Genomic DNA, 26,750 nt, shown 5'->3' with positions numbered 1-26,750 from the left:
CCCGTGCGCGGGGGAGAAGGGGCCAGGGGATGAGGGGGCAGCTTGGTGGCCAGACTCCAAAATGAGAATTGCTGGGTCCTGGTTTTGTTCGTGTTCCTTCGTGTCGCTTCGTGGATGATTTTTGCCTCATCAAGACGATACCCGCTGCCTCGCCGGCAGCGGGTCGGTTTTTGCGCCCGGCATGGTATAATGGCGACACCGGCCCGCAGGGCACGGCATCCCTCTGCCAGGTGAACCTATGACCCAGCCCGGAACCCGTATCGAAATTGCGCATATTGTGGACGCGGCTCGCCGTCTCGGCGTCGAACTGCACGAGTCCGAGGCGATCCAGTGGTTGACCGCCATCGCCGCCACGCAGAGCGCCGGCGGCCAGATGACGGTGGATGAGCAGTCCGGCGTGTACGGCTTCAACGTCACGATGCTCGACTTCGACACCAGCGACCTGGAGCGCTACCGCCGCATCGGCGCCCTGGTCGGTATCCCCGGCGAGGACGGCGTCGAGACGGCGCTTTCGCTCTCGGGCAGCGCGGCGCAGTCGCGCGTGCAGTTGTACCCCGGCGACTGCGATTACTTCGAGCGCGTCAACATCGCCGCGCCCACCCGCGAAGCGGCCTGCCTCAAGGCCGGCGACGTCATGCGCCGCAAGGTGCTCTCGCGCCTGCGCGGCCCCAACTACCAGTTCGTCGAAGGCAAGATTGGCCGCTACCCGGCCGATGTCGTCGTGGACAACAAGACATACAAGAAAGGCTCGACAATCCGCTGGAGCGCGGAACATGTCGAGGCGGGGCGCATCGACTGCTTCACGACCGATGGCAAGCCATTGACCGTCACCTGGGAAGAGGCGTCGCGCGATCCAGGCTGGTGCAAGATCGATTGGCTGGTGGCCGAGCCGGAGCAGTCGCGCGTGACCAGCGCGACCAACCAGCTCGACGTGACCTGGGAAGCGCCCGACGGCACGATCACGCCGCTCGACGGCTTCCTCGATCCGTATTTCCAGGAAGTGTACCTTGACGCCGCGTCGATCCCGCTGTTCACCAAGCTGAGCAAACAGGTCTCGCCCGACGCGCTTGACAACTACGTCGGCCAACTGGAGCACGAGATCATGCACTATGTCCGCGAGAAACCGAACTTCGGCAAGGCGGCCAAGCGCATGTACAACATCTTCCGCTTGACGGGCCGGTACGAGGAAGCGGTCTTCATCCGCGAACTGTTCGACGAGCCGGCGGCGCGCCTCTACCAGGTCTGGGCGCTGCTCGACACGCTCGAAGAGGCGCATGGCAAATCCAACGCGGAAGTCGTCGTGTCGGTCGAGGAAATCGACAAGCTGATTGAGACGGTCGTCTCGGCAGCGGAGGGACCGCTGGAAACGAAGATCGTCATGGCGATGCTCAAGTTGCGCGATGTGGCGACCGGGCGCATCGCCGCCGGCCCCAACTGGGCCGGCGCGCTCGACGAGGCGCGGCTGGATGTGGCGCAGCTGGTCAACGACTACTTCCGCGCCAAGCTGTACGCCATTCCGCCGGTGAAGGAATACCTGGACAAGGTGGGAGAATAGATGGATATCATCGCCGAACTCAAGACGCCCGACGGCACGGTGATTGGAAAACTCCTGGTCGCGCCGAAGCAGTTCAAAACCGGCTCGCGCGGCTATTACGCCAACGGCAAGCTCGAAATCGAGGGCAAGCGCTACCAGACGCAGATCCAGTTGGTCGAGATCGGCAGCAAGACCGCTGCCGCCGAAACCCCGCCGGGCGGCTGACGCACGCTTCGGATTCGGCGCGCCCCGCTTCGCAGACGGTTCAGATACCAGCCCGTCATGCCGGCATGGTTTTAGCCGGCATCCAGAGGCTTGACCAGGGCGTGACACACGCGCGGATTCACGTGATGCGTGACCGCTAAACTGGATGCCGGTTTACGCCGGCATGACGGTCTGGCCTTCCGAGGCCGCTGTACGTACCAGCCATTGCGCGCCACGTACCACAGCCACTTCTCCTGATTTGCTGATTCCACCATCCATGCCTGATCTGATCCGGCCGGCCGAGCGTCGCGATCTGTCCACGCTGCAATCGATCGCCGATGCGCAGGCGGCCGCGCGTTGCGCGCTCGACCGGCGTTTGCCGCGCCTGCCGCAGGTCGCGCCGTTCCTGAGCGACTCCACCACGTTGAGCGCCGTGTACGGCGCGCGCAACCATGCCGCGTTCGTCGCCGAACGCGGCGGCGTCGTGGTCGCCGGGCTCAACCTCCACAAGATCGAACAGCGCGACGAGGACGAGTTCGCCTCCTACTATCCGCGCCGGTTCACGAGCATCGGTCTGCTGGCCGCGCGCCCCGACGCGGCCGATGCGCTCCCGCCGCTGCTCGACCGGGCGGCCGAGCAAGCCGCGCGCTGGCGATCGCCCGCGCTGATGTACCACAACGCGGCGGCCGACCGCGCGCTGAACGCGGCCCTGCGCGCGCGCGGGTTCCGCACGTACTACCACTACGCTATGCGCGACCCGGCCGCGTCATATCTCGCGCCCGCCGCTGACGGCATTACGGTGCGCCGCGCCACGCCGGACGATCTCGACGCCACCGTGCGCATCGGCATGCAGAGCGTGACCTATCACGCCGCGCACGAGCCGACCATGGAACCGGCGCGCAGCGAGCCGCGTAAAATGCGCGGGCGCTTCGAACTGATCCTGCGCGAAATGCCCAACGCGACCATTATCGTCGCCGAGTGGCAGGGACAGGTCGTCGGCTTCTACACGATCTACATCCAGAACATCGACGAGGCGTGGATGCCGCCGCTCTTCGCGTCGGGCCGCTACGGCCTGATCGCCGAGGTCGCCGTCGACGAGCGGCTGCGCGGGCACGGCATCGGCCGCCGGTTGTTTGCCGCCGTGGACGAATGGTTTCGCAACCGCGAGGTCCGCGCTTACTGGCTGATCTATCTGCCGGGCAACCCGCTGTCATCCCGCTTCTGGCCGTCGCTCGATTTCCGGCCCGTCTGGGAAGTGTTGTACGCGGATGCGCCGGCGCACTAGCTGCCGAAACGCCCGCGCAGAAAGTCCAGCACCACGCGGTCGATCTTCGCGTCCAGCTGCTGGCGCTCCTCGAAGTTCTCGGTGCTCGACAGCTCGACGAGCGCGGCGTGCGTGGCCGCGTCGTACACGCCGGTGACTGCGCCCTTGTACGTGCCCGCCCGCTGCAGGATAGCCTGCACCTCGCGCGCCAGGTCGCCCTCGATCGGCAGCAGATCCTCGGGGCGCGGCTTGCCGAAGTACATGCGATGCAAGGCCAGGATGCGGCGCAGTTCAGCAATCGGGGTCGCGTGCTCGTCGACGCGCAGATCGATCACCCGGTCGTTGTAGCCGCCATAGCCGCCCGCGACCTGCACGACGAGCAGCCCCGCGCCCTGCTGGCCGCGGCGGTCGCCGCCGGCGTCCTGCCCGGCCTGCAACGCGGTGACGAGCCGCTCGGCCAGTTCGCCGCTGGCCGCCTCGTACGCGCGGGCCATCGCCTGCACGACGTCCGGCCCGGCCAGGATGTTCCCTTGGCAAGTGTAGCCTTCGCCCGTGATATGCCCTGCCCAGTTGAGGCAGCGCGCACCGGTGTGCGCCGCCGCGCGGCCGTCGGCATCCACCAACCCCGCCTGGCGCCGATCACTTTCGGGATCGTTGGCGAGCAGTGCCTGCACGACCACATCAGCGGGCAGGCCCTCGGCCATCAGCGCCAAGCCGCGCGGGCCGTAGGTCGTGTTGGCGTGCGCCTGCGTGGCGACCGCGCCGACGCCGGCCTTCGCGTACGGTACAATGGCGCCCGCCGCCAGAAACTTCGACTCCACCGCCACACCCCACTGTTTTGCGGCGGCATCGTAGGCTACGATTGAGAAAGTCATAGGTCTCCTCGCTGGTCAAGAATCTATCCGCGAATAGCGCGAATCGGCGCGAATGTTGGACCAGTACTACGCCCCAAGTTTCACGACGTGTACAGAACTGATTCGCGTTCATTCGCGTTATTCGCGGATAAGTCTCTATTGATGCCCGAATGATAGCGAATCTCGCGGCGCGGCGCAAAGCCCACGTGATGCATGGGTGTATTTCAGATCTGGGGCAGAACAACTATGCCACCACACAGGCACCACCATCGTCACTCCCGCGAAGGCGGGAGTCCAGAATAAAGCCTCTGGATGCCCGCCTTCGCGGGCATGACGTCTAGTTGGTCTAATTGCCGCCTCAGAAGTGAAATGCACCTCGATGCATGGTCGCGTTTTCCCTCCGCGCTCGCATTCTGCTATCATCAGCGCTGTATGGTTGCCAATTCCGCGCTGCCCGCTTTCCGCGTCCGCGATGTGCCGGTCTACGGCGACCTGATCCTGTCGCCGATGGACGGCTACTCCGACCTGCCGTTCCGGCTGATCTGCCGCGAGCTCGGCAGCGCCATGTCGTACACGGAGTTCGTGAACGTGGACGAGCTGCAGGGGCGCAAGCCGGGCCGCATCGCGCTCAAGAAGCTGGAGTACGACCCGAGCGAGCGGCCGCTGACGTTCCAGATCTACGGCCACGACGAGAACCGCCTGGTCGAGACCGCCGCGCGCCTGCAGGAGATGGAGCCCGACATCATCGACATCAACATGGGCTGCTACGTCAAGGAGATCGCCGAGCGCGGCGCCGGCTCCGGCATGCTGCGCTTCCCGGACAAGATCGCGTCCGTCTTCGAGCGGTTATGCCACACGCTGGTCGTGCCGGTCACGGGCAAGATCCGGCTCGGCTGGGACGACCGCACGCGCAACTACAAAGACGTGGCGCGCATCCTGGAAGACAGCGGCGCGAGCCTGATCGCCGTGCACGGCCGCACGCGCGCGCAGGCCTATCGCGGCGAGGCCGATTGGGACGCGATCGCTGAGGTCAAGCAGACGGTGCGCATCCCGGTGCTGGGCAACGGCGATGTCAAGACGGTGGCCGACGCGGAACGCATGAAGGCGCACACCGGCTGCGACGGCGTGATGATCGGACGCGGCGCGATCGGCAACCCGTGGATCTTCGCGCGCAAAGACCGCGAGGCGGTTTCCATCACCGAACGGCTCGCCCTGATGCGGCGTCACCTGTCGCTGACGCTCGCGTTCTACGGCGAGGAACTCGGACTGGTGCTGTTCCGCAAACACGCCGCGCGTTACATCCACGGCCTGCCCGGCGAAGCGCATTTGCGCGTGCCGCTGTTGACCAGCAAGAGCGTCGCCGAGTTTGACGACCTGACGGCCGCCCTGCGACTGGCCGGCGATGAGCCGGCAACGGTCGTCGTCGCGGCATAACGCAGATTCAGACGGCTAACCGCAAAGAACGCAAAGGCCGCTAAGAAAAACCTGATTGGACAAGGAACTATGCCCGTCGGCTCGATCATGACCGGGCCAATTAGCATATACTTTGCGTTCTTTGCGTGCTTTGCGGTGTGATGGTCTTGATTTCGTCGCACCGTGGAACAGCTTTTCACGCGAGGCGAACAATGACCCTGACGACTTCGTTCCGCTGGCTGAGCGGGCTGCTGCTGGCGCTGCTGCTGTTCGCGTGCGCCCCGAGCACGCCTGCGCCAACCACCGCGCCGACCGCGCTCCCCGTGGCCGCGACTGCGGCACCGTCGCCCGTGCCGCCCACGACCGCGCCGGCGGCCACCTCCGTGCCGCAAACGGTCAAGCTCGCGATCCTGCACAGCAACGACCTGCACGGCTATCTGGAGCCGGAACTGGTGAAACTGCCCGGCGGCGGCAACGTCGAAGTGGGCGGCATGGCCAACCTGGCCGGCTTCATCGACGCGTTCCGCGCAGAGTACGGCGGCAACGTACTGGTGCTCGACGCGGGCGACATCTGGCGCGGCACGTTCCTCTCCAACCAGAACAAGGGTGAACTGGCGATCAGCACGCTGAACATGGCAGGCTACGATGCCGCCGCGCCGGGCAACCACGACTTCGACGACGGGCAGGACGTCCTGCAGGCGCGCATCACACAGTCGAAGTTTCCGTGGCTGGCCGCCAACCTGATCGAGACGGCGACCGGCAAGCCGCCGTTCGGCATGAAGCCATACATCGTCAAAGAGATCGCCGGCGTGCGCCTCGGCGTCATCGGTCTGGCCAACCCCGGCACGCCGATTATCAACAAACCGGCCAGCGTCAAGGGCCTGCAGTTCCTGTCCGGTCCCGACGGCGTGAAGCGCGTGCTCGACGAGGTCAAGCGCCAGTCGGACATCGTCGTCGTGCTAAGCCACCTCGGCGTTGACGACGACATCCAGATGGCGAACGCGGTGCCGGGCATCGACATCATCATCGGCGGGCACAGCCACACGACGCTGAACAATGCGCGCGTCGAGAGCAAGACGATCGTCGCGCAGACCGGCAGCAACGGCAAGAATGTCGGCAAGCTGGAACTGATCTTCGACCGCGCGACGAAGAAACTCATCGAGGCCGGCACGCGCAACGAATTGCAGCCGGTCACCAACGCGAAAGTTGCGCCCAACGCCGCGATTGCCGCGCTGGTCAAGCAGAAGCTCGAAGAGACGCGTGCCATCGTCAGCCGCCCGATCGGCGAGACGCAGGTCGACCTGACGCTGGGCCGCCTGCCGGACGGCCGCACCAGCGGCGAGTACCCGGCGGGCAACCTGGTCGTCGACGCGATGTTGGCGGCCAACCAGGCCGGCGACCGCCCGGCCGAGTTGGCGATGCACAACAACGCCGGCTTGCGCGCCGACCTGCTCAAGGGCCCGATCACCTACGGTCAGTTGTACCAGATGCTGCCGTTCGACAACGCGCTGACGGCGATGGACCTGACCGGCGAGCAGATCAAGAGCATCCTGGAAGTGGCCGCGTCGTGCCCGCGCGTCAACACGCTGATCGCCGGCATGAAGTTCACCTACGACTGCACGCTGCCGAGCGGCTCGCGCATCATGAGCATCACGATCCAGGGCCAGCCGTACGACAAGGCGCGCGTCTACCGCGTGCAGACGATCGACTACCTGGCCGGCGGCGGCGACGGGCAGGTCGCGTTCCGCGACGGCAAGAACCTCGTCTACGGCGACCTCGTCGTGGACGTCGTCGCGGCGTACGTGAAGGCGAAGTCGCCGCTGAACATTCAGGTCGAAGGACGGATGGTGGCTAGCCACTAGCAACTAGCGACTAGTCGCTAGCGGGGGTACGATGGAACGACACGTACGGGTGACGGTCAACGGCCAGACGACGGCGTTCCACCTCGGTCTGAAGGTGAAGCACGCCATCGGGCTGATATGGGCGCGCAAGGTGCGGGCGCATCGCGCCATCGTGCGCGACGCCGACGGCAACCGCATCGATCTCGACGGCGCGCTGTTCGACGGCCAGCAACTGCGCGTGACCGACGCGACGGAAGCGGAGTATTGGGTTGAGCTTACCGATAGACCGCGCCGGTCTTGAAGACCCGCGAGGTCTGGTTCCATGCTATAATCGAGTGACGAATTCTTCGGAGGGTACCGCTCCATGGCATTGATCCAGTTCACCCGCAACCACAGCGACCAAAGCACCGATCGCGGCTTCCAATTCGAGTTCAACTGCGATCGCTGCGGCAACGGCTATCAGACCGAGTTCATGGAGGCGCCGGGCAACCTGATCACCGACGCGCTCGGCGCGGCCGGCAGCATCTTCGGCGGCCTGTTCAACACCGCCGCCGACGTCAGCCAGCGGGCGCGCTCGGCCGCCTGGCAGAAAGCGCGCGACGATGCTTACCAGCGCGCCGTGGCCGAGGCGATGCCGCACTTCAAGAAGTGCAAGCGCTGCGGCAAGTGGGTCGACGACGACTGCTGGAACCCCGATCGCGGGCTCTGCAAGGACTGCGCGCCCGACCTGGAGACCGAATACTCGGTCGCGCAGACGCAAGCCGCGATCGAACAGGCGCAGACCAAAGCCCGCGAGGGCGTCGAGTACGTTAGCAGCGACAAGTTCAAAGAGACGATTCGCGCCACGTGCGCCAACTGCGGCGCGGACGTGAAGGGCGCAAAGTTCTGCCCCGAATGCGGCACGCCGGTCAAGCTCGAGACCAAGTGTAAGAAGTGCGGCGCGGAGACAAACGGCGCGAAGTTCTGCCCGGAGTGCGGAACCAAACAGTAGGGCGGCCATGACGACGCTGAGCGAACTGCACGCAGAGATCAAGCAGTGCACGGCTTGCGACCTGCGCAAAGGCTGCAAACAGGTGGTGCCGGGCGTCGGCCCCGACGCGCCGCGCATCATGCTGATCGGCGAGGGGCCGGGCGCGAACGAGGACGTCAAGGGCGAGCCGTTCGTCGGGCAGGCTGGCATGTTCCTCAACACGCTGCTGGCACTGGCAGGGTTGCAGCGCGGCGACGTGTACATCACGAACGTCGTCAAGTGCCGCCCGCCGCAGAATCGCGACCCGTTTCCGGCCGAGTTGGAAGCGTGCAAGCCGTGGCTCGACCGGCAGATGGCGCTGCTCAAGCCGCAGGTCGTCGTGACGCTGGGACGCTTCTCGATGGCGCGCTGGTTCCCCGGCGCCAGCATCAGCAAGATTCACGGCCAGCCGCGCAAGTTCGGCAGCCTGCTCGTCGTGCCGATGTTCCACCCCGCGGCAGCGCTGCACCAGCCGAAATACAAAGAATTGATCGAGGCCGATTTCCGCCAGTTGCCGCAGATTCTGGCCAGCACACAGCCGGCGGCGCCTCCAAAGAAGGACGACGACCCGAAGCAGCTATCGATGTTTTGAGCCGCCATCGCGCGGCCGTCACACATCAACCGAAACGGGCGGGGGAAGCAGGCGTGCGCGGGAGCGTTTCCTTCCGTGCGCCAGATCCGCCCGCTTTTGTTTGCCAGCGTGAAATCGAAACTACCACAGAGACACAGAGACACAAAGAAGATCTGGCAGAGCATGCCTTCACCCCTGCTTTTGGTTTTTCTTTGTGCCCCTGTGTCTTTGTGGTGAAATCATGCGGCTGCCTGACGGCCGCCCTGCATCCGAGAGGTATTTCATCATGAGCGACACACTGCGCGTCATCCCGATTGGCGGCCTCGGCGAGGTCGGCAAGAACATGATGGCGATCGAATACGACAAGCAGATCGTCGTGGTCGATGTGGGCCTGATGTTCCCCGAGCCCGACATGCTCGGCATCGACCTCGTCATCCCCGACTACCAGTACCTCGTCGAGCGCAAGGATCAGATCAAGGCGATCCTGCTGACGCACGGGCACGAGGACCATATCGGCAGCCTGCCCTACTTCCTGCGCGAAGTGGACGCGCCGGTCTATGCCACGCGATTGACGCGCGGCCTCGTCGAGGTCAAGTTGCGCGACCACAAGGTGCTGGACAGCACGCGCATGCAGACCGTCACGCCGGGCGAGCCGTTCAAGATCGGCCCGTTCAATATCGAAGCGTTCCGCGTCTGCCACAGCATCCCGGACGGCGTCGGCTATGCGCTCGAGACGCCGCAGGGCATCCTGATCCACTCCGGCGACTTCAAGTTCGACAGCCAGCCGGTCGACGGCAACCTGACGGACTACGGGCGGCTGGCCGGCTACGGCGACCGCAACGTGCTGATGCTCATGTCGGACTCGACGAACTCCGAGCACGAGGGCAAGACGCCGAGCGAGGCGATCATCGCCAACACGTTCGACCAGGTCTTTGACATCGCGCGCGGGCGCATTATCGTCTCGACCTTCGCCTCGAACATCTCGCGCATCCAGCAGGTGATCGATGCGGCGGCCAAGCACGGCCGCAAAGTCGGCGTGCTGGGGCGCAGCATGGTCGAGAATGTCAAGATGGCGCAGGCGCTCGGCTACCTGAAGGCGCCGGAGGGCGTGCTGATCAGCCTCGATGCGCTCGACGGCCTGCCGCGCTCGGAGATCGCGATCGTCTGCACCGGCTCGCAGGGCGAGCCGACCTCGGTGCTGGTGCGCATGGCCAACCGCGACGAGCGGCGCGTGGCGATCGAGCAGGGCGACACGGTCATCCTCTCGGCCACGCCGATCCCCGGCAACGAGGAACTGGTCAGCCGCACGATCAATAACCTGTTCCGGCTTGGCGCCGACGTGCTATACCACAAACTGCTCGACGTGCACGTGTCCGGCCACGGCTACAAAGAAGACCAGCGCATGATGATCGATCTGGTCAAGCCGAAGCACTTCATGCCGATTCACGGCGAGTACCGGCACCTGACGCTGCACGGGCGGCTGGCGGAAGACCTCGACGTCAACGAGGTGTTCGTCGTCGAGAATGGCCAGGTCATCTCGTTCGAGAACGGCAAGGGCCGCAAAGCCGAACGCGTGCCGGGCGGCTATGTGTACGTGGACGGCGTCACGGTTGGCGGCATCGACAGCTACGTCATGCGCGACCGGCACCATCTGGGCAAGGACGGCTTCGTCGTGGTCGTGATGACCATCGACGAGCTGACCGGCGAGATCATCCAGGCTCCTGAGATCATCACGCGCGGCTTCGTGCTGACGCGCGAGCAGGAGAACCTGCTTGAGGAGACGAAGCAGCGCATTATGAAGCTGGCGCACGAGGGCGTGCACAAGGAGACGGTGCAGAACCGCGTGAAGGACGTGGTCAGCCAGTTCCTGTATGAGCGGACCCGCCGCCGCCCGATGGTGCTGCCGATGGTGATCGAGGTGTAGGCGATCCGTTCTTCCAATGACAAAAAAGCCACTCGATTTGAGTGGCTTTCCGTTATTTACCGAGGTTGAGGCAGACCTGAAAGAGGCTACGCTGGCGTTGATCGCTCTGCGCGACGAGCGCGTGCAACCGACGCGCGCCGCCCGCGTCTGCCGCGACCCGGCGAACGACCAGTTACTCGAGGCACCAGTCGCCGGCCGCGCGGCGTGCAGCGTCAGCACGGAAAACGAGGTGCTGCGCCTCTACGAGTTCGAGTGTATCCGCGTCACGACTCCACGCGCATTGCTGCAGATGTTGTCGAGGCAACTGGACCACGAAACGCACGAAAGCACGCGAAAGGCGCGAAAGGGCGTGCCTTCTTTCGTGGCTTTCGAGCTCTTTCGCGGTTCTCGCGTTCCAAACGTCTTGTTGGGATTTGGAAGTTGGGATTTCCGCCCACAAGGCGGCTGTGTTATGATTCACGACTGGAGAGCGCCACTTCATGGCGCGCACATACTGATCGCATGTCTAATCTGATTGAGAAGGTCCAAAAGCAAGTATCCCGCAACGCCGAACTGGAGCGCCTGCTGTCCGACCCGGCCACCGCCGCCGACCCGAACAAACTGCGCGACTACGGGCAGGAGCTGTCCGGCCTGTCCAAGCTCGTGCAGAAGTACCAGGTCTACCAGGACGGCGAGGCCGAGCTGACCAACGCCCGCGAGATGCTGGCCGGCGCCGACGCGGAGATGTCCGAGTTCCTGCGCGGCGAGATCCAGTCGCTTGAAGAGCGCCAGCACAAGCTGACCGAAGATTTCCGACGGCTGGTCATCCCGAAAGACCCGCGCGACGACAAGAACGTCTTTATCGAAGTGCGCGCCGCCGCCGGCGGCGACGAGGCCGCGCTGTTCGCCGCCGACCTGTTCCGCATGTACACGCGCTACGCCGACGGCCGCGGCTGGAAGGTCGAGCTGGTCGAGCACAGCGATATCGGCATTGGCGGATACAAGGAAGTTGTCGCGCTGATTCGCGGCAAGGGCGCGTTTTCGCGCCTCAAGTACGAGAGCGGCACGCACCGCGTCCAGCGCGTGCCCGCCACCGAGTCGTCCGGGCGCATCCACACCTCGACGGCGACCGTGGCGATCATGCCGGAGGTCGAAGACTTCGACATCGAGATCCGCGAAGAGGATATCAAAATGGAAGTCTACCGCTCGTCGGGCGCGGGCGGCCAGAACGTGCAGAAGACGAGCACCGCCGTGCGCCTCTACCACCTGCCGACCGGGCTGGTGGTGGCGTGCCAGGACGAGCGCTCGCAGATCCAGAACAAGCTGCGCGCCATGTCGGTGCTGCGCGCGCGCCTGTATGACCTGGAGATTCAGAAGCGCGAGGCCGCCGAGCGCGCGACGCGCCGCTTGCAAGTCGGCAGCGGCGACCGCAGCGAGAAGATTCGCACCTACAACTTCCCGCAGAGCCGCGTGACCGACCACCGCATCAAGCATGACTCATTCCGCATGGCGGCGATTCTCGACGGCGACATCGATGAGTTTATCGACGCACTGATCGACGCCGACCAGACCGCGCAGCTCAACGCGCCGGAGGCGTAGGCCGGCGGGCGGCATGCACAGGCGCACCAATGAAGTGCGGTCAATTCATCCGTCATTCCGGCATGGTTCTGGCCGGAATCCACTCGCCGGGCGCGCTGCTATATTGGCGTGGATGCCGGCCAACAACATGCCGGCATGACGTTGCGATAAACGCCCTTACAAACGCGGCTCGTTGGACAGCATGACCGCCTACGCCGATCTGCTGCGCCGCGCCGTGGACGACCTGGCGCGGGCGGGTATACCGGATGCGCGCCTCGATGCAGAGATACTGCTCGCCGAGGCGCGTTCGCTTTCGCGCGCGTCGGTGCGCGCGCGCCTGGACGATGCGCCGGACGATGCCGCCGCCGGCCGCTTTGCGGCGCTGATCGCGCGCCGTGCGCAGCACGAGCCGGTCGCGTATATCCTGGGCCGGCAGGCGTTCTACGGCCTCGACTTCGCCGTCGACCGTCGCGTGCTGATCCCGCGCCCAGAGACCGAACTGCTGGTGGAGTGCGCGCTGGCATGGCTGGCGGCGCGTACGACGGCCACCGTGCTCGATGTCGGTACCGGCAGCGGGGCGATCGCCGTCGCGTTGGCAGTCCATGCGCCGAGTATCCGCGTCGTGGCGCTCGATCTGTCGCCGGATGCGCTGGCGGTCGCGCAGGCGAACGCGGCGCGGCATGGCGTCGCGGCGCGCATCACGTTCCGGCAGAGCGATCTGCTGGAGTCCGCGCCGGCGCGCGCCGACCTGATGGCCGCCAACCTGCCGTACATTTCGCCGGCCGAATGGCCCGCCCTCGCGCCCGGCATCTTGAACTACGAGCCGCACCGGGCGCTCGATGGCGGCGCCGAGGGGCTCGACCTGTTCCGGCGTTTCTTCGCGCAGGCTCCGGCGCACCTCGCGCCCGGCGGCGCGTTGATGCTGGAGATCGGCTGGACGCAGGCGCGCGCGGTGTCGGCACTGGCGCAGGCCGCTTTCCGCGCCGCAACAATCAATGTGCGGCGTGATGGCGCGGACCTCGACCGGCTGGTGATTGTGCAGACGTAGCACACAAGCGTAGGGACGGGTCTTTGACCCGTCCGCTGAGGACAGGTCAGAGACCTGTCCCTACACGCAGAAGACGACATCGCACGGAGAACCGAACATGACCGACCACAAACCATTTCGCGGCATCTTCCCCTACCTCGTGTCGCCACTGGACGCGGACGGCCGCGTGCGCGAGCGCGTGCTGCGCGATGTGATCCGGCATGTGATTGCCGAGGGCGTGCAGGGCATCAGCCCGCTCGGCAGCACCGGCGAGTTCGCCTACCTGACGTTCGAGCAGCGCTGCGAGATCGTGCGCATCGCCGTAGACGAGGCGGCCGGGTGCGTGCCGGTCGTGCCGGGCGTCGCCGCGTACTCGATCAGCGACGCGCAGCGGCAGGCCGAGGCGTTCGTCAAGCTCGGCGCGGACGGGCTCGTGCTGATCCTGCAAACGCTGTTCCCCGTGTCGCCGCGCGGCATCGAGCGCTATTTCAGCACCGTCGCCAGTTCGGTGCCGGTGCCGAGCGTGCTCTACACCAACCCTGGCCTGCTCGGCGGCGATATCCCGCACGATGTGATCGAGGCGCTGAGCCATGTGCCGAACATTCGCTACATCAAGGACGCGTCGGGCAACACCGGGCGCATCTTGTCCATCCTCAACCGCGTCGGCGGGCGCATCGAGATCTTCAGCGCGTCGGCGCACATCCCGCTCGTCGTGTTCCAGATCGGCGGCGTCGGCTGGATGGCCGGACCGGCCTGTGTCATCCCGCGCCAGAGCGTCGAATTGTATCGACTGGCAACGGCCGGCCGCTGGGACGAAGCGTTCGCGCTGCAGAAGCGACTGTGGGCAATTAACGAACTGTTCCAGAAGTACGCGCTGGCCGGCTGCATCAAGGCTGCGCTGACGATACAGGGCTTCGACGTCGGCGACCCGATCGCGCCGCAGGAACCGCTGAAGCCCGAAGCCGTCGCGGAGATCCGGCGCGTGCTGGACGAGCTGAAAGGATGACCGGATGAAGAGATGACAAGATGAGGGAGTGATACGATGAAACGTCATCCCTTCATCAAGTCATCGTGTCACCCTGTCAGGTGCTGTATGAGCGCTCCCATTCTTGACATGAGCGATCCGGCCGCTATCGCGCGCGCGGTGAAGCTCCTGCGCGGCGGCGGCGTGATCGCCTTCCCGACCGACACGGTGTACGGCATCGGCGCGCACGGGTTGATCGGCGCGGCAGTCGAGCGGTTGTACGTCATCAAGGCGCGGCCGAACGACAAGTCGATCCCGCTGCTGCTCGCCTCAGTGGACGACGTAAGCCAGGCGGCGCGCGAGGTGACGCCCGCCGCGGCCGCGCTGATGCGCCGCCACTGGCCCGGCGCGCTCACCATCGTACTGCGCAAGCAGCCGCACCTGCCCGACGCCGTCAGCAATCGCGATACGGTCGCCGTGCGCGTGCCGGACCACGCGGACGTGCGCGCACTGATCCGCGCGCTCGGCGCGCCGCTGGCCGCGACCAGCGCAAACCGCTCCGGGCGGCCGGAACTGCTCGACGCGGCGGCGATCGCCGCCGAACTCGGCGCGGAGCTCGACCTGATCCTCGACGGCGGGCCGCTGCACGGCGGCGTGCCGTCGACGGTGGTGGACGCCACCGTCGAGCCGGTGCGTGTGCTGCGCGCGGGCGCGATCAAGCCGGAGCAGCTATGAAAGCGCGCAGCGCATTCCTGGCCGGTGCGCGCGATGCACTGCCGTTGATACTGGGCGGCCTGCCGTTCGGCGTGCTGTATGGCGCACTGGCGACCGGCAGCGGCCTGCCGCCCGTCGTGAGCCAGTCGATGTCGCTGATCGTGTTTGCCGGATCCGCACAGGTCATCGCCGTGCCCCTGCTGGCCGCGAACGCGCCCGCGTTCGTAGTGATTGGCATCTTCCTGATCGTCAACCTGCGCCACGCGCTGTACAGCGCCGCAATCGCCCCGTACACGCGCTCGCTTGGGCGGGCGGTCCGCATGCTGATGGCGTATTTCCTGGTCGATGAGGTGTTCGCGCTGGCGATCGCCCGCTACCAGCGCGACGGCGACACGAAGTCCGCGCACGCCTATTACTTTGGCTGTGCCGTGGCGATATGCCTCTACTGGCAGCTCGCCTCGGCGGTGGGTATCTTCATCGGCGGGCAGTTGCCGGCCAACTGGCCGCTCGATTTCGCCATGCCGCTGATGTTCATCGCGCTGGCGGTGCCGATGATCAAAGACCGGCCCGGACTGCTGGCCGCCGTGGTCGCGGGACTGCTGGCCGTCGCGCTGGCGGGACTGCCGTACAAACTCGGCCTGGTGCTGGCGACGCTGATCGGCGTCGGCGCGGGCATGCTCGGGAGCAGCGCATGGACGAAACACTGAACCTCTGGGCTGCCATCATCGGCGCCGGCATCGTCACCTACGCGATCCGTCTCTCGTTCATTCTCGCGATGGAACGGTTGACCATGCCCGACTGGTTCCGCAATGCCCTGCGCTTCGCGCCCGCCGCAGTACTCTCGGCCATCGTCCTGCCCGCGCTATTCGCCGGCGTGACGCCGAGCGCGCCGGTGAACCCGCAATTGATCGCGGGGGCGTGCGCCATCCTCGTCGCATGGCGCACGCGCAACGTCTTGCTGACCGTCCTCGCCGGCATGGCCGTCTTCCTGCTCTTGCAGCAAGGGCTCGGATGGTCGTAGCATGCACCCGACAAACGCTCTTCATCAGCCGGGCCATCCATGACCGCGCGCCGCGAGTTCCTGGCCGGCGTGCGTGATGCGCTACCGTTGGCGCTGGGCGGCGCGCCATTCGGCCTGCTGTACGGCACACTGGTGACCAGCAACCACCTACCCGCACTGGTCGGCCAGTCGATGTCGTTCATCCTGTACGCCGGCTCCGCGCAGGTCGTCATCGTACCACTGCTGGCGGCTGGCACGCCGGCGCTCATCGTCATCGGCATTGCCCTGGTCATCAACCTGCGCCACGCGCTGTATAGCGCCGCGCTCGCCCCGCACATGCGCCCGCTCGGGCGGCCGCTGCGCATGCTTCTGGCGTACCTGCTGACCGACGAGGCGTTCGCGGTCACGATCACCCGCTACCAGAGCAGCGTTGCAGGGCAGCCGGTGCATGTATACCTGCTCGGCGCCGGCCTGACCTGGTGGCTGGAATGGCAGATCGGCACCGCCGCCGGCATCTTCGTCGGCGGACAGATGCCGGCCAACTGGCCGCTCGACTTCGCCATGCCATTGATGTTTATCGGGCTGGCGGTGCCGATGATCAAAGACCGCGCCAGCCTGCTGGCCGCCGTGCTCGCAGGTGTCTTGGCGCTCGGCCTGGCGGGACTGCCATACAAGCTCGGCCTGGTGCTGGCAACGCTGATCGGCGTCGGCGCGGGCATGCTCGCCGATGCGCGGTTGGCGAAACGCAAAATCCAAGGATCGCCCACCGGTTAGTGGAGCAGATCCCCGCGTCTGTCCGGCTCGCGGCGGACGTAGGGCGGTCGGCTGAGCCTGTCGAAGCCGTCGGTCGCCCGCCGCTACACGGGCGTGGTGTGCAAAAACAGGTGGGATGGGAGGGCGGGCGGTTCGGGAGTTAAGCTAACCGCGTCAAGGGGTGGGCGCCGGAATCGGCCGGCCGCCCAGGCTGCGCGCGAACGGGTCGTTCTGCGCGAGGGTCTGGTTGTACCGCGCGATGACGGCGGCGTAGCGCGGCGCGGCATCCTTGTACGCCTTGGTGTTGCCGCGTTGCAGGCTCTCGGCCAGATAGCGCTGCAGGAGTTCCAGGTCGGAGCGCAGGTTCTTCAGCGTCGAGTCGAGTTCGGCGTACGCGCGCTTGAAGCGCGCCGTTCCGGCCGTCACGACGGCGCGGTCGGTGAAGTAGCGCGCGTAGTGCGCCTCGAGCGCCGGGTCGAGCGCGCCGTACTCGGTGCCGAGGATCGCATACAGTTCGTTGCTGCGCTCGCCGGGCTCGATGGTCGCGTACTGCGCGAGCATTTGCGCCAGCATGGGGTCGCGCACGCGCGCGGCCGCGGCTTCCAATTGCGCGGCCAGTGCCTGCCGCTCCGGCGCGGTATACAGGCGGTAGGCCGCATGCAGCGTCTCGTGTGCCGCCACGACCGCCATCTCGGCCGACAGGCCGGGGCTGTCGATCTTCAGGATGTAAATGCGGCCATCGGCCGCCAAGCAGCCCAGTTCGACCGTATCGCCGGCGTATGGCGTATGGCAATGCGCCAGCACCACGTCGCGCTCCGCGATGATCGGCTGCGCGGAGTAGAAGATATCGCGCGCCGCTTCGCTCAGGCCGGCCGCGTCGGCCAGTTGCGCGATCTCGGGTGACGGGGCGGGCGCCGGCAAGTAGGCGATGGCGGTGGCGCGGAGCATGCGCGCGGCGTCGTCCATCAGCGCGGCGCCAGGCATCGCCAGCGCCAGCAGCATCGCCGCCGCAAGCATCGCGATATGTAGCCAGCATGCGTTGCCGTGCGGCGTTCGGCGCGCCAGCGCACCGGGCGACATGACATGCAGTTCGTTGTTTATCACGCAACCAGCATACGCTGTATCGTCGCGTACAGGTATCCATCTTAAGGCCCATTTATGGCTTAAGGCGATACGTAAGCTGAAGCTGGCTATGGGCTTTGCATACTGTCCGGCAACTTCTTTCGGGCGCTATACCCATTGATTCGCAAACCGAGCCGTGCAACCCAACCGTGTCGTGGAGATCAAGCCGAACCGCACGATCGGCGTCAGCAGCCCGAGGAGCGAGTTTGTGGCTTCTGTAATGGCTTGATTGTCGCTCCTGTTTTCGCGGCCATGACCGGCTGATCGTTCGAAGATAAGGCGTGCCATCAAGTAACAGTAGCCCTCGTCGCTTTAGACTTAGTGCGACGATATTGCCCATCTTGGCGCAACCCGGACGGCGCGACAATAATGTGCAAACGAATTCCATCCCCACAAGCCTATTCCCTCGCTGGCTCATCTGTGCTAGAATAACCGTATTATGGGTACACGGCGCACGGAAGTACGTACCAGCACGACGCGTGTCAGCGACACACAATACATCGTTATTGAGTCGCCGATCCCCGCGTCGCGCGCGCTCGGACCGCGCCGTCCGCTGGCGATGGTCCTGAGCGGTGGCGCGCTGGTGCTGACGGTCTGGGTGCTCGGTGTGCTGGCCAGCGCCGGCTCGATGGCCGCCGGGGCGTTCCCGGCCGTGCTGGGCGGCGGCGCCATGTCGCGCCCGCCCGTCTCCGCGCCGCTCAGCGCCGCCGAAGCGCCGGTTGAGGCCGCGTTGCCGCCTGCCGCTCCGCGTCCCGCGCTGTTGCAGTCCCGTTCCGCCGATCCGCTGCCGCCGCTGTCGGCCCGCGCCGACGGCCGCACCGCCGTCAGCAGCAGCCCGACCGTGCTGATCGTCTATGTGCCGGATGGCTATTACCCGCAGCCGGCCAGCGCCGCGCCGCCGACGCGCGAGGCCGCCCAGCAGACCGCCGCAATCGTTCAGCAGGTCGCCAGCGGCAACGAGGCGAAGGCAGTTGAAGCGGCCAGGGCGCTGCGCGCGGCCCAGCCGCAGTACGCCACCCGGGTCGCCAGCGAACTGCAGACCGCCGCCGAGCCGTCGCCGCGCTACAACCAGGTGCGGCAGGTGCTGATCGCGCTCGACCCGTCGTTCGCTACGCAGACGCAAACCGAAACGCAGGTCCGCTCGCAGACACAGACCCAGGTTCAGCCGCAGGCGCAGAACGGCACGCAGGGCCAGGCCGCGACCAACACGAACGCGCCGGCGCCCGCCACCCGCCCGAATGTGGCCGACCGTGAGCAGGTGGCCGCGCGCGTCAATGCGCTGATCATGGGCACGGTGCCGGCCTACGCGAAGATTCCGCTCGGACTGAACGAGGCGACCTTGCAGGTCAACACGCTGGTCGCGCCGACGCCCGCGTTCCTGTTCGACCAGCGGCAGATTCGCTCCGCGCTGTGCGAGATCGGCAGCGGCGAGGTCGTCGCCGTGCACGACACAGTGCCGAACGCCTGGGAGTTGAAGACGACGTTCACGCCGAAAGACCCGGTGCGCTGGTTCACCGTGAAAGACTCGTTTGGCAAGCCCTTCTACCTGCCGAACTACCTCGACGCACAGCGCGAGGTGCAGGTCGGCGACCGCTTCTCGACCAAGGAAGGCTGCAACGTCGAACTGATCCGCCGCTGATTACGCGCGGACGATGGAATCCATAGACCCTTCGGGTTTCGCAAACTCGAAGGGTCTGCTGTTTTAGACTAACCGCAGAGGACGCAGAGAGCGCAGAGAAACTCTTTGGAATGACTCTGCGTTCTCTGCGCTCTCTGCGGTTGGCTATTTCGTGCTTCTTTGCGCTCTTCGCGTGCTTTGCGGTTAATTCTATTTTCGCGTTGCCGGTGCTAGAATCACCCTGTCATCCTGTCATCCTGTCATCCTGTCACCCTGTCATCCTGTCACCTTGTCATCTTGTCATCCCGTCATCATGTCATCTGCCCATCTCCTTGCCGCCCTCGACCGCTTCGCGCCGTGCCGCGTGCTCGTCGTCGGCGATCTCGCGCTCGACGAGTACCTGATCGGCCGCGCCACGCGCCTCTCGCGCGAAGCGCCGATCCCGGTGCTCGAGCTCGACCATGAGTTCACGGTGCCGGGCGGTGCGGGCAACCCGGCGCAGAATCTCGCCGCGCTCGGCGCGCTGGCCGTGCCGGTCGGCGTCGTCGGCGCGGACGCCAACGCCGACCGGTTGACGGCGCGCTTCCGCACGCTCGGTGTCGATACCGGCGGCCTGGTGGCCGACCCGTCGCGCCCGACGACGACCAAGACGCGCATCCTCGCCGAGGGCGCCATGCCGACCGTGCCGCTGCAGGTGGCGCGGCTCGACCGCATCCGGCGCGACCTGCTCGACGCGCCGGTGGAGCGCGAGTTGATCGAGCGGATCGAAGCGTGCGCCGAGGGCGCGGATGCCCTGCTCGTCTCGGACTACCGCAGCGGGCTGGTGACGCCGGCGGTGATCGCCGCGTGCGTGCAGATTGCGCAAGCGCACAAGCTCCTGCTCACGGTCGACTCGCAGGGCGACCTGATGCGCTTCTCCGGCTTTGACCTGGTGCGCGCCAACCGGCAGGAGACCGAGCAGACGCTGGGCCGCGCGCTGGTCAGCGCGGATGACTTCCGCGCCGCCTGCGAGGGCCTGCTGCGGCAGCTTGCGGCGCGCGTCGTCGTCATCACCCGCGCCGGCGAGGGGCTGTCGATCGGCACGCGCGATGGCCGCTACGCGCATGTGCCCGCCGTCAACGTTAGCGAGGTGTACGACGTGACCGGCGCGGGCGACACGGTCATCGCCGTGCTCACGCTGGCGCTCGCCTGCGGCGTGGACCCGCTCGACGCGGCACAGATCGCCACCTACGCGGCGGGCATCGTCGTCAAGCACATCGGCGTTGCCGTCGTCACCGTCGCCGACCTGAAGGCCGCGCTTGCGGGATGATCGCACAACAGGATGACCGGATGACAAGATGAAGAGATGAAGGCATGACAAGGTGACCGGGAGACAAGGTGAAAAAATAGCCGGCGACTCTCTGGGGCATCCTGTCACCCCGTCACCATGTCGATTCTTCTGCGTTCACGCATTATCTAGCCGCCCGAGATTTCTTTGGCGGCGTTGTCGATTTTGCCCCTGGTCGTGCGTCATATATATAGACAGGCGAAATGGGTCGCTTGCATACTCCACCGAGAAGGAAGGGGAATCGCCATGAAATACGTGTTGTTGATCTGCGGCGACGAAGCCGCCGGCACAAAAATGACGCAGGAAGAAGGCGCCAAGATGATGGCCGCCTACGGCGCCTACACCAAAGAGCTCGTCGCCAGCGGCGCGATGCAGGGCGGCGAGGCGCTGATGCCGTCCACGACCGCCACGACAGTGCGCGTGCGTGGCGGCAAAATCTCGACCACCGACGGGCCGTTCGCCGAGACGAAGGAGCGGCTGGGCGGATACTACGTCGTGGACGTCAAAGACCTCGACGAGGCGATCAAGTGGGCGGCCAAGATCCCCGGCGCCGCCTTCGGCTCCATCGAGGTGCGCCCGGTGATGGACACGACGGGCATGTAGGACGGTTCAAGTTGCCGTGCATGGCCTGTGCTGGGATACGCACAGGCCATGCATGACAAATCTATCGGGCGGAATGACCGAAACGCAAACGGCTATCGAGCAACTCTACCGCCAGGAGTCCGGGCGTGTGCTGGCGCGGCTGATCGGCCTGTTGGGCGATTTCGATCTGGCCGAGGACGCGCTGCAGGAGGCGCTCGTCGCCGCGCTCGAGCACTGGCCGCGCGACGGCCTGCCGCGCAACCCGGTGGCGTGGCTGTTCGTCGCCGCGCGCCGCAAGGCGCTCGACCGCCTGCGCCGGGGCCAGCGCTGGGCGCGCATCCAGGCTACGCTGCTGCACCTGAACGAACTCGAACACGATGACTCCGACGAGATGAGCGACGACCAGATTCCCGACGAGCGGCTCAAGCTGATCATGACCTGCTGCCACCCGGCGCTGTCGCGCGAGGCGCAGGTCGCGCTGACGCTGCGCACGCTGGGCGGGCTGTCGACGCCGGAGATCGCGCACGCGTTTCTAGTGCCGGTGCCGACGATGGCCCAACGGCTCGTGCGCGCGCAGAACAAGATCCGCGATGCGCGCATCCCCTACGTTGTGCCGCAGGCTGACGCGCTGCCCGAGCGGCTTGACGCGGTGCTCGCCGTCATCTACCTGATCTTCAACGAGGGCTACGCGGCCAGCGAGGGCGACGACCTGATCCGCCGCGACCTGTGCGACGAGGCGATCCGGCTGGGGCGTGTGCTTATCACGCTGCTGGCGTCCGACCCATTGCTGGTCGGCAGCGCCGAGGCGCTCGGCCTGCTGGCGCTGATGCTGCTGCACGACTCGCGGCGGTCGGCGCGCGTCGGCGTCAACGGCGAGTTTATCCCGCTGGATGAGCAGGACCGCTCCTGCTGGAACCGTGCGCAGATAACGGAAGGCGTCGCATTGCTGGAGCGCGCGCTGGCCATGCACCAGCCGGGGCCATACCAGATCCAGGCGGCCATCAGCGCGCTGCACGCGCAGGCGCCAGACCCCGCGCAGACCGACTGGCCGCAGATCGCCGCGCTGTACGGCGAGTTGCGGCGCATCGCGCCGTCTGCCGTGGTCGAGTTGAACCGCGCCGTCGCGATCGCCATGGCCGACGGCCCTCACCGGGGATTGGCCATCCTCAACCAACTGGCGGGCGAAGCAATCCTGCACGATTACCTGCCGTACCATGCCGCGCGGGCCGACCTTCTGCGCCGCGCCGGCGAATATGACGAAGCGCGTGCCGCCTACCGCCGCGCGCTGGAACTGTGCGAGAACCGCGCGCAGGAAGCGTTCCTGTCGCGCAAGCTGACCGAACTCCCGGCGGCGTAATGCCCGATTGGGTATACCGATCGACTGCCGGATCTCATCAATTTGTCATGCCGGCATGCGTTGCCCACTGGCTTCGCGCCAGTGGGCGGTTAACGGTCAGCGGCAAGAAGCCGCTGACCACCGCCGGCATCCACTCCAACCGGAATCTGATGCGCTTGCGGCGCACCGTTTGAGTGGATTCCGGCCAAAACCGTGCCGGAATGACGTGTTGACAGACCACACTCAGTTTCTGGCCCTCTGACAGTTATCTGTAGACGCGCTAGATTTGCCCGACCGCGCCCACTCGCGTATGATGGGACGCAGACCGCATGAACCCATCATCCAAACTGCTCTCACCCGCAGCGGCCGCGCAGCTCCCCGGCTGCCGCGTCTTCACCAACGGCATCTTCGACATCCTGCACGTCGGCCATGCGCGCTACCTGCAGGCGGCGCGCGCGCTCGGCGACTGCCTGATCGTCGGCCTGAATAGCGATGCGTCGACGCGCGCGCTGAAAGGCGAGCGGCACCCGATCGTGCCGCAGGCCGAGCGGGCCGAACTGCTGGCGGCGCTGGCGTGCGTGGATGCCGTCGTCATCTTTGAGGATGTCACTGCCGAGAAGATCGTCGCCGCGATTCGCCCCGAGATCTACGTGAAGGGCGGCGATTACGCGCTTGGCACGCCCGGCGTCAAGGCGCCGCCCGAGGCGGCGGTCGTTGCGGCCTACGGCGGGCGCATCGAGTTCATCCCGTTCGTGGCCGGCAAATCGACCACGAATATCGTCGAGACGATCCTCCAGCGCTACGGCGCGTAGCCGCGCCGCTTCCCCGCACCGCATGACCGCCAGCACCCGCCGCACCATCGTCCGCGCTGCCACGATCATCATGGTCGGCAATATCGCCAGCCGCCTGCTCGGGCTGGTGCGCGAGCAGGTCATCGCCGCGCTGTTCGGCGCCAGCGGTGTGACCGACGCTTTCGTCGCCGCCTCGACCGTGCCGACGACGATCTACGACTTCCTGATCGGCGGCGCCATCTCGGCCGCGCTGGTGCCGGTCTTCAGCGACTACGCCGACGACCCGGCGCACGAGGGCGACCTCTCGCGCATGGTCTCGACGCTGCTGACGCTGGCGGCGATCGTGCTCTCTGTGATCGTCGTCGTGCTGATCGCCTTCGCCCCGCAGGTGATCGACGTGCTCGGCGTCGGCTTCGCGCCCGCCGTGCGCGCCGAGGCGATCAATATGGTGCGCTGGCTGCTGCCGGCGACGTTCTTCATGGCGATGTCCGGCATCCTGACGGCGCTGCTGTACGCGCGCCAACAGTTCGTGATGCCGGCCTTCGTCACGGCGACGTACAACGTCAGCATCATCGTGGTCGCGCTGCTGCTGGCTGGCACGCTCGGCGTGCAGAGCCTGGTCGCGGGCGTGCTGATCGGCGCGCTGATGCAGGTCGTTCTGCAGGCGCGGGCAGTGCGCGGCCTGCGCGTGCGCCCCTCGCTCGACCTCTCGCATCCGGGCCTGCGCCGTGCGCTGAAGCTCTACCTGCCGGTCGCGCTCGGCTTCATCGTCACCATCGCCGGCATCTTCCTCGACCGCAACCTCGCCTCGCGCACCGGCGAAGGCAACATGGCGGCGATGCGCTTCGCGACCACGCTCATTCAGTTCCCGCTCGGCCTCGTCTCGGTCGCGCTCTCGGCGGCGATCCTGCCGACGCTGTCGCGGCAGGCGGGCGCGCAGGGCAGCACGCCCGGCGACGCCTACCGGCACACACTGGCGCTCGGCATCAAGCTGGCGATGATCGCGATGATCCCGGCGATGGTCGGGCTGATCATCCTGCGCGAGCCGCTGGTGCGCCTGCTGTTCGAACGCGGGCGCTTCGACGCCGCCGACACCGGCCGCACGGCGCTGGCGTTCCTCGCGTACGCGCCGCAACTGCCGTTCGTCGCGCTCGACCAGTTGCTGATTGCCGCGTTCTACGCGCGCAAGAACACCGTGACGCCGGTCATCATCGGCGTCGTCTGCGTGGGGCTGTACCTCGTGACCGCGCTCGGCCTGCTCGACGCGTGGGGCATGCCGGCGTTGGCGTTTGCCAACGCCGTGCAGAACTCGGCGCACGCCATCATCCTGCTGGTGCTGATCTGGCCGGCGGTCGGCGGGCTGGCCGGTCTCGGCATCGGCCAGACGACCGGCAAGGTGCTGCTCGCCTCGGTGGCGATGGGCGCGGCGGCCTGGTTCATCAGCGAGCGCATGGGCGGCTCGCTGGTCAGCATCGGCGTGGCCGGGGCGGCCGGCGTCGCCGTGTACGCCGCAGGCGTCTGGCTGCTGCGCGTCGAGGAAGCGCGGCTGCTGGTGGACGTGGTCGTCGCGCGTTTCCGGCGTGCTGCGTAAAGATTTCACCGCAGCGAGCGCAGCGCACGCAGAGAATAACAAGCTGACCGCAAAGAGCGCGAAAAGCGCAAAGCGGTTCTGTCTCCCTTTGCGCTCTCTGCGGTTAGCTTTCTTCCTTGGTGTGCCTTCGTGTCTCTTGGTGGAAACGGTTCTGCCGCCCGGTGCCGAGTCCGTGCGCGAGACATCGCACAGCGGCATCGTGCTCTCGCCGGAACGCTACGTGCCGGGCGAGGGGAAGATTGTCGATGGTGGGGCGTAGGCAAATGATGTAGGGACAGGTTTCTGACCTATACACACGGACGGTTCACGCCCCCACGGTAGAGCCAGAGATGGCGTGCTAAATGACTCTGAAAAACACCCTATTGCCCAGAGCACATTCCGACTCGGGTGGTTGCGATTGGGTGAGGCGATCGTGTGCGACTTCAATCTCCGGTTCGGGATGGCTGGGAGCCCCGAATTACCCGTGGCAGAAAAGCCCGTATCTTTTCACGTCGAGCGATGATCCCTTCGGGCGTAATACGAATCAAATCCATTCGCTGCAATTCGTTAAGATCGCGTCGAACAGTTTTGTCAGTCTTGTGAGCATACGCCTCAGCAATCCGGGGACTGACGTGCCGCACCGTCGGAATCGGTCGGGGTTTGTCATCCGGGATGCGTGACAAGTCAAGCGCGAGCCGCCGCCGCCGCTCATCCGCCATTGAGTGCCGATTCTTGAAGGAGTCATGCACGTAGTTCTCCCAGTGCACAGTCAGTTGTTGATATTGAATGAGCTCAATCTCCTCCTGCAATCCGTCCACGAACCCCTGCAACGCATAGGCGAAGAAGTCGTACACGCCTTCGGGTGATCGTGAAGCCTGATCTAGATGGCGATAGTACTCAGCGCGTGTTTGGTTATAGTGATTGCTCAACAAATGCGCCGCTGTGGTTGGCACGCCAGACGACAGTAGGATCTGGAATTCCACCAGACGCGCAGTGCGCCCGTTGCCATCGCCAAACGGATGGATCCACGCGATGTACAGGTGAGCTGCAATCGCCTTCAATATCCCTAATGCAATCGGATTCAACTGCGGGATTGACGCAAAGGCGGTCGTTAACCAATCGCACAGCTTGGCCGTCAGATACACTATGTCTTCGTATGGCGCACCGCGATAGGGCCCGATAGTTACCGGATACGCTCTGAATTGCCCGGGCGTGACTTCATCCGCTAGGGTCAACCCATTCAGCACGATGCGGTTGAACTCTTGGATTTGTTCAACTGTTAGTGTGGAACGCGACGCCGTGAGTACCTCATCACCAATGGTATTGCAGGCTTGGATGATATTGTCTACTTCTCGTGCCAGATACTCTTTGGAGGCAGTCAACGTAAGTTTGCCCTCAAGATGTCGTAAGACATCTTGCTCCGAAAGGGTGTTGCCCTCAATAGCTGTAGTCGCCCGAACACCCTTTGCTAGGAATACTCGATGCAGGTGTTCGGCCACCTTAGGCAAGAGCGGTACGCCGGCTACGTGTGAGCATTTGGACTGCGCCTCGCCCAGAAACATCCATGTCAGGTATGTGAAGCGCTTCAGATCGAGAGAAAAAGATGTCCATGGATGTGTCCGTTCATATGTCCGCATATATGTCCCTCATTTCTGTTAAAATGCACATATTTTTTGCAAAAACTATAGCCATCAACATAAAACAATGACAAAATTGACTTCATAATTGTACCATAATGGGAGCTTTTTCAAGAATTAGGAGCTTTCTGTCTTTGG

26 protein-coding genes are annotated in these 26,750 nt (G+C 65.6%); 23 read left to right on the top strand and 3 right to left on the bottom strand.

All coding sequences use genetic code 11. The annotated features are described in order from the left end of the window. The first annotated feature begins 238 nt into the window (after positions 1-238). The 3 genes from HZB53_20420 to HZB53_20410 all read left to right on the top strand — a co-directional run bounded on the left by HZB53_20420 (position 239) and on the right by HZB53_20410 (position 3,023). The gene (locus tag HZB53_20420; protein MBI5880021.1) at positions 239-1,555 is read left to right on the top strand and encodes a hypothetical protein; all 1,317 of its coding nucleotides are present in this window, start codon (positions 239-241) and stop codon (positions 1,553-1,555) included. Continuing rightward, positions 1,556-1,759 carry a hypothetical protein gene (locus tag HZB53_20415; GenBank protein ID MBI5880020.1) on the top strand — a complete coding sequence of 68 codons (204 nt, stop codon included), beginning with the start codon at positions 1,556-1,558 and terminating at the stop codon, positions 1,757-1,759. 256 nt (positions 1,760-2,015) lie between these two features. Then, positions 2,016-3,023 (top strand): GNAT family N-acetyltransferase, encoded by a 1,008-nt coding sequence (locus tag HZB53_20410; GenBank protein ID MBI5880019.1) that lies wholly within the window; start codon positions 2,016-2,018, stop codon positions 3,021-3,023. On the opposite strand, the gene HZB53_20405 is transcribed toward HZB53_20410, so the two are convergent. After that, positions 3,020-3,877 (bottom strand): DUF1028 domain-containing protein, encoded by an 858-nt coding sequence (locus tag HZB53_20405; protein MBI5880018.1) that lies wholly within the window; start codon positions 3,875-3,877, stop codon positions 3,020-3,022. The genes HZB53_20410 and HZB53_20405 overlap by 4 nt on opposite strands. Positions 3,878-4,288: 411 nt before the next feature. Here HZB53_20405 and dusB point away from each other — a divergent pair, with 411 nt between their 5' ends. The 14 genes from dusB to HZB53_20335 all read left to right on the top strand — a co-directional run bounded on the left by dusB (position 4,289) and on the right by HZB53_20335 (position 16,650). Next, positions 4,289-5,290, top strand: a complete 1,002-nt coding sequence (gene dusB, locus HZB53_20400) for a tRNA dihydrouridine synthase DusB (GenBank protein ID MBI5880017.1) — start codon at positions 4,289-4,291, stop codon at positions 5,288-5,290. 191 nt (positions 5,291-5,481) lie between these two features. Beyond that, positions 5,482-7,131, top strand: coding sequence for a bifunctional metallophosphatase/5'-nucleotidase (locus tag HZB53_20395; protein ID MBI5880016.1), 1,650 nt, complete (start codon positions 5,482-5,484; stop codon positions 7,129-7,131). A 31-nt stretch (positions 7,132-7,162) separates the two neighbouring features. After that, complete coding sequence (locus HZB53_20390; protein MBI5880015.1) at positions 7,163-7,411, top strand: hypothetical protein; 249 nt, start codon at positions 7,163-7,165, stop codon at positions 7,409-7,411. A gap of 63 nt (positions 7,412-7,474) precedes the next feature. Continuing rightward, positions 7,475-8,101 (top strand): zinc ribbon domain-containing protein, encoded by a 627-nt coding sequence (locus HZB53_20385; GenBank protein ID MBI5880014.1) that lies wholly within the window; start codon positions 7,475-7,477, stop codon positions 8,099-8,101. Between the two features lie 7 nt (positions 8,102-8,108). After that, positions 8,109-8,711 (top strand): uracil-DNA glycosylase, encoded by a 603-nt coding sequence (locus HZB53_20380; GenBank protein ID MBI5880013.1) that lies wholly within the window; start codon positions 8,109-8,111, stop codon positions 8,709-8,711. Positions 8,712-8,976: 265 nt separating this feature from the next. Beyond that, the gene (locus tag HZB53_20375) at positions 8,977-10,614 is read left to right on the top strand and encodes a ribonuclease J (protein MBI5880012.1); all 1,638 of its coding nucleotides are present in this window, start codon (positions 8,977-8,979) and stop codon (positions 10,612-10,614) included. Between the two features lie 16 nt (positions 10,615-10,630). Beyond that, on the top strand, positions 10,631-11,128 hold the full coding sequence (locus HZB53_20370) for a hypothetical protein (GenBank protein MBI5880011.1): 498 nt from the start codon (positions 10,631-10,633) through the stop codon (positions 11,126-11,128). Beyond that, complete coding sequence (gene prfA, locus HZB53_20365) at positions 11,116-12,192, top strand: peptide chain release factor 1 (protein ID MBI5880010.1); 1,077 nt, start codon at positions 11,116-11,118, stop codon at positions 12,190-12,192. Before HZB53_20370 ends, prfA begins: the two co-directional genes overlap by 13 nt. Before the next feature lie 181 nt (positions 12,193-12,373). Then, a complete protein-coding gene (gene prmC, locus HZB53_20360; GenBank protein ID MBI5880009.1) occupies positions 12,374-13,219 on the top strand; it encodes a peptide chain release factor N(5)-glutamine methyltransferase in 846 nt (281 codons plus the stop codon). Positions 13,220-13,316: 97 nt separating this feature from the next. Then, on the top strand, positions 13,317-14,204 hold the full coding sequence (locus tag HZB53_20355; GenBank protein ID MBI5880008.1) for a dihydrodipicolinate synthase family protein: 888 nt from the start codon (positions 13,317-13,319) through the stop codon (positions 14,202-14,204). An 87-nt stretch (positions 14,205-14,291) separates the two neighbouring features. Then, positions 14,292-14,897, top strand: coding sequence for a threonylcarbamoyl-AMP synthase (locus HZB53_20350; GenBank protein ID MBI5880007.1), 606 nt, complete (start codon positions 14,292-14,294; stop codon positions 14,895-14,897). Continuing rightward, complete coding sequence (locus HZB53_20345; protein ID MBI5880006.1) at positions 14,894-15,583, top strand: AzlC family ABC transporter permease; 690 nt, start codon at positions 14,894-14,896, stop codon at positions 15,581-15,583. Before HZB53_20350 ends, HZB53_20345 begins: the two co-directional genes overlap by 4 nt. After that, the gene (locus HZB53_20340) at positions 15,568-15,897 is read left to right on the top strand and encodes an AzlD domain-containing protein (protein ID MBI5880005.1); all 330 of its coding nucleotides are present in this window, start codon (positions 15,568-15,570) and stop codon (positions 15,895-15,897) included. Before HZB53_20345 ends, HZB53_20340 begins: the two co-directional genes overlap by 16 nt. A 39-nt stretch (positions 15,898-15,936) precedes the next feature. Next, positions 15,937-16,650, top strand: coding sequence for an AzlC family ABC transporter permease (locus tag HZB53_20335; GenBank protein ID MBI5880004.1), 714 nt, complete (start codon positions 15,937-15,939; stop codon positions 16,648-16,650). Positions 16,651-16,803: 153 nt separating this feature from the next. On the opposite strand, the gene HZB53_20330 is transcribed toward HZB53_20335, so the two are convergent. Next, positions 16,804-17,733: a hypothetical protein gene (locus HZB53_20330; GenBank protein MBI5880003.1), complete on the bottom strand. Its 930-nt coding sequence runs from the start codon at positions 17,731-17,733 to the stop codon at positions 16,804-16,806. 457 nt (positions 17,734-18,190) lie between these two features. Here HZB53_20330 and HZB53_20325 point away from each other — a divergent pair, with 457 nt between their 5' ends. The 6 genes from HZB53_20325 to murJ all read left to right on the top strand — a co-directional run bounded on the left by HZB53_20325 (position 18,191) and on the right by murJ (position 24,996). Further along, positions 18,191-19,390: a hypothetical protein gene (locus tag HZB53_20325; GenBank protein MBI5880002.1), complete on the top strand. Its 1,200-nt coding sequence runs from the start codon at positions 18,191-18,193 to the stop codon at positions 19,388-19,390. A 292-nt stretch (positions 19,391-19,682) separates the two neighbouring features. Next, on the top strand, positions 19,683-20,678 hold the full coding sequence (locus HZB53_20320; protein MBI5880001.1) for a ribokinase: 996 nt from the start codon (positions 19,683-19,685) through the stop codon (positions 20,676-20,678). Between the two features lie 264 nt (positions 20,679-20,942). Continuing rightward, positions 20,943-21,299: a YciI family protein gene (locus HZB53_20315; protein MBI5880000.1), complete on the top strand. Its 357-nt coding sequence runs from the start codon at positions 20,943-20,945 to the stop codon at positions 21,297-21,299. 73 nt (positions 21,300-21,372) lie between these two features. Next, the gene (locus HZB53_20310; GenBank protein ID MBI5879999.1) at positions 21,373-22,635 is read left to right on the top strand and encodes an RNA polymerase sigma factor; all 1,263 of its coding nucleotides are present in this window, start codon (positions 21,373-21,375) and stop codon (positions 22,633-22,635) included. A 308-nt stretch (positions 22,636-22,943) separates the two neighbouring features. Continuing rightward, positions 22,944-23,426 (top strand): adenylyltransferase/cytidyltransferase family protein, encoded by a 483-nt coding sequence (locus tag HZB53_20305; protein ID MBI5879998.1) that lies wholly within the window; start codon positions 22,944-22,946, stop codon positions 23,424-23,426. Positions 23,427-23,448: 22 nt separating this feature from the next. Further along, positions 23,449-24,996 carry a murein biosynthesis integral membrane protein MurJ gene (gene murJ, locus HZB53_20300; GenBank protein MBI5879997.1) on the top strand — a complete coding sequence of 516 codons (1,548 nt, stop codon included), beginning with the start codon at positions 23,449-23,451 and terminating at the stop codon, positions 24,994-24,996. A gap of 422 nt (positions 24,997-25,418) precedes the next feature. Here murJ and HZB53_20295 read toward each other — a convergent pair whose 3' ends face one another. After that, a complete protein-coding gene (locus tag HZB53_20295; GenBank protein ID MBI5879996.1) occupies positions 25,419-26,612 on the bottom strand; it encodes a Fic family protein in 1,194 nt (397 codons plus the stop codon). Between the last annotated feature and the right edge of the window lie 138 nt (positions 26,613-26,750).

This window comes from Chloroflexota bacterium (assembly GCA_016235055.1).
In the GTDB taxonomy this organism is placed as follows: Bacteria; Chloroflexota; Anaerolineae; order JACRMK01; family JACRMK01; genus JACRMK01.
The sequence above is the reverse complement of the archived record's forward strand: the minus strand, read 5'-3'. Positions and strand labels throughout refer to the sequence as shown.